General features: G+C 70.4%; 1 protein-coding gene. It reads right to left on the reverse strand.

What is annotated here, in order from left to right; translation table 11 throughout:
* The coding region (locus ON23_RS23675; protein WP_039780874.1) for a non-ribosomal peptide synthetase at positions 1 to 3,936 on the reverse strand (3,936 nt) is incomplete at both ends.

Genomic DNA, 3,936 nt, shown 5'->3' on the forward strand with positions numbered 1-3,936 from the left:
CACCGCCCGGGTGGCCGACAGCGACGTGCCGCCGAGGTCGAAGAAGTTGTCGGTCGCGCCGACGTCGGCGACGCCCAGAACGTCACCGAAGATGTCCGCGACGCGTTGTTCGGTGTCGGTGCCGGGGGCGACCCTGCGCCGCCGCACCGCGAAATCCGGTGTCGGCAGCGCCGATCGGTCCAGTTTGCCGGTCGCCGTCAGCGGGATCTCGGCGATGCGCAGCACGACATCGGGCACCATATGCGCGGGCAAACGACGGCGGGCGACGGCGGTGACCTCGTCCGGATCGATCTCGGCATCGCCGACCAGATATGCGGCCAGCCGCGGGGTGCCGTGCTCGTCGGCGCGCACCGCCACGGCCACCCGTTCCACGCCGGGGTATTCGGACAGCACGGCCTCGATCTCGCCGAGTTCTATGCGCTGCCCGCGGATCTTGACCTGGAAGTCGCGGCGGCCGAGATATTCCACCGCGTACTCCGGCGTCCAGCGGACCAGATCGCCGGTGCGGTACAGGCGAGAACCGGCCCGGCCGAACGGATTCGCGACGAAGGCGGTCGCGGTCGCCGCGGGCCGGTTCGCGTAGCCGCGAGCCAGTTGCGGGCCCGCCAGGTACAGCTCCCCCGCCACGCCGACCGGCACCGGACGCAGCCACGGATCGAGCACGACGGCCTCCATACCGCGAATCGGGCCGCCGACGGTCACGACCTCGCCCGGCGCCAGCGCCGCACTGATCCCGGCGAAAATGGTGGCCTCGGTCGGTCCGTACCCGTTCAGCAGCCGCCGGCCCGGCGCCCACACCGCAACCGCTTCCGGTGTCACCGCCTCTCCGCCCGCCACGAGTACGCGCAACGAATCCATACCGTCCGGGGACAGGGTGGCCAGCACACTCGGGGTGAGGAAGGCGTGCGTTACCTGTTGGGCCCGAACGACTTCCGTCAGTTCTTCCCCGGCGTAGGCGTCCGGCCCCGCGACGACCAGCACGGCGCCGCCGGTATGGGCCAGCAGTATCTCGAGGATCATCGCGTCGAAGCCCGGGCCCGCCGCGTGCAGCACCCGCGAGCCGGTGTCGATGCCGAAGCGCTCGCGCACCACCGCGGCGAGGTTCGCCAGTCCCTCGTGGGTGACCACGACCCCCTTCGGCACTCCGGTCGATCCCGAGGTATAGATCACGTAGGCCGCATCCGCGGTTCGCGGTGTGCGTACGCGTTCCTCGTCGGTGATCGTGGCCGCGGACTGCGCGGCGATGGCGGTCTCGGTCCGCGGGTCGTCCAGGATCAGCGGGACCACCGCATCGGGTAGCAGGCCCTGCCCTTCCGAGACCGTGAGCGCCACTCGCACTTCGGAATCCGCGAGCATGTGGGCCACGCGGTCGGCGGGATTGCGCGGGTCGACGGGCAGGAACGCCGCGCCCGTCTTGGCCGTGGCCCAGAGTCCGACGACGAGTTCCACCGAGCGCGGCATCACCAGCGCGACCTGCTCACCGGGACCGATCCCCCGCTCGATCAACAATCGCGCCAACCGGTTGGAGCGCGCGTCGAGTTCGGCGTAGGACATGGTCCGCGGTCCCGAAACCACCGCGAGCGCAGCAGGATTCAACCACATGCCCGCGGCGAGCAACCGGTCCGTGCGCTGCGGCGCGACAGCCACGCCTCCGGTGGCGGGCACGACGGCGTCGCGATCGGCCCGGTTCAGCAGATCCAGCGACATCAGCTGCGCACCCGGGTTGTTCGTGATCGCTCGCACCACCATCGCCAGCCGGTCGGCCAGGCCCGACGCCGTCGCATCGGTGATCCGATCCTGCCGGTAGCGCAACCGGATGTGCAGCCGGTCGGTGTGGTGGGCCTGGACGGTGATCGGGTAGTGCGCGGCATCGCGCCCGTCCGCCGCGACCACCCGCATGCCGTCGATATCGGCGGCGCCCAGTCCGCTGCTGTCGACCGGATAGGACTCGAACACCACCAGCGTGTCGAACAGCGTCACCGCGTCGACCGCCGACAGGATCCGCGGCAGTTCGAGGTAATGGTGGTCGAGCAGGCGCGTGTTGCCGGCCTGCAGCCGGGTCAGGGCCTGCTCGAGTGTGTCCTCGCGGCGCACGTCGGCGACGACCGGAATCGTGTTGATGAACAGTCCGATCATCGACTCCACCCCGGCCAGGTCGGCGGGCCGGCCCGATACCGTACTGCCGAAGACGACACGGTCGCGGCCGTGCAGATTGCCCACGACCACCGCCCAGGCGAACTGGACGATCGTCGCCATCGTCACCGCGTGGGAGCGCGCGAAGTCCGCCAGTTCGGCGCTCACCTCACCGTCGACCTCCACCGGCAGATCGATCGGCATGGTCGCGGCCGCGTCGGCATGCGGATCGGCGACCAGGGTCGGTTCGGTGACATCGCGCAGCGCGTCGCGCCACACCGCCTCGCTCGCGGCACGATCGCGGCAAGCCAGCCATGCCAGATAGTCGCGGTAGGACACCGCATTCGGTAACAACTCGGCCTGTGCGTCCACCGCGTACAAGCCGATCAGTTCCCGCCACAGCAGCGGCAGCGACCATCCGTCGAGCAGGAGGTGATGGGCGGTCAGGATCAGCCGGAAGTCGCCCGGTCCCACGGTGGCGAGCACGAATCGCAGCAGCGGCGGTTGCGCCGGGTCGAAGAACGACGCCCGCTCGGCATCGAGCAGGGCCGCGGTCTCGGATGTGGCGCCGGAGAGCGTGACCTGCCGCCACGGCACCTCGACACTACCCGGAATCACCTGCACCGCAACACCTTCGGTGGTACGCGCGAACGCGGCCCGCAGATTCGGATACCGGTCGAGCAGGGCGCGCGCGGCACGCAGGAACCGGGCCTCGTCGACCTCGCCGGAGAGAGTGAGCACGGATTGGGCCAGATAGACATCGAGGTGACCCGCGGCGATCTCGGCGTGGAAGAGCAGACCGGCCTGCAGCGGCGCCAACGGCCACACATCGTCGAGGCGTCCGTAGCGGTGGGCGAAAACGTCGAGATCGGTCCGGGTCACGTCGACGAGCGGCACATCGGCTCGGCTGAGCCCCCAGTCCCGGGCCGCGGCGGCCGCGACGGCGGTGAGCGCCTGGACCCATTCGCCGGTGAGCTCGGCGACCTCGTCGTGGTCGAGCAGCCGGGAGGCGTAGCCGACGTATGCCGACAATTGCGGTCCGGTGGCCGTGTCGAGCACGTTCACGTCGATGGTGAGCACCGCCGCCACCGGCATATCCGGCTCGAATGCCGCACGCTGATCGAAGGTTTCGCCGGAGGGAACCCACGCCGGATCCGCCGGATCCGCGAGATCGACGCCGCTGCGCCCGAGGTTGTTGTAGGCGATCTGCGGTTCGGGCAGATCGGCGAATCGCTGGGCGGTGGCGGGATTCAGGAAGCGCAAGAGTCCGTAACCGATTCCCTTGTCGGGGATTTCACGCAACTGATCCTTGACCGACTGCACGGCGGCGGGCACGTCGGCGGAGTCGGTCCCGTCGAGGTCGAGGACCACCGGATACCGGGTGGTGAACCAGCCGACCGTCCGCGACAGGTCGGCCCCTTCCACGATCCCTTCCTCGCGCCCGTGTCCCTCGAGCATGACACTCGTTGTCGCACAGTCGATGCCGCGGCACTCGCGCCAGCGTCGCACAGCCATGGCCAGCGCGGCCAGCAGCGCATCGTCGACGGTGCCGTGGGCGGCCGCGGGCACCTCGCGGAGCAAGGCCGAGGTCACGTCCACCGGCAGGGTGACGGTCAGGTGGCGCACCGTCGACTGGGTGTCCAGCGCGGGATCGACATGCGCGCGTCCGAGCATCGGGTCCGGAACGGAGCACAGGTGGTGCCACAGCGGGGACTCCTCGGCGCGCGCGGCGGCGGCTTCGACCAGCGCGTCGGCCCAGCGCCGCATCGAGGTGCCGGGGGTGGCCGGCTCGACGGTCCGCCC

This window comes from Nocardia cerradoensis NBRC 101014, from assembly GCF_000308535.1.
GTDB classification, from domain to species: domain Bacteria; phylum Actinomycetota; class Actinomycetes; order Mycobacteriales; family Mycobacteriaceae; genus Nocardia; species Nocardia cerradoensis.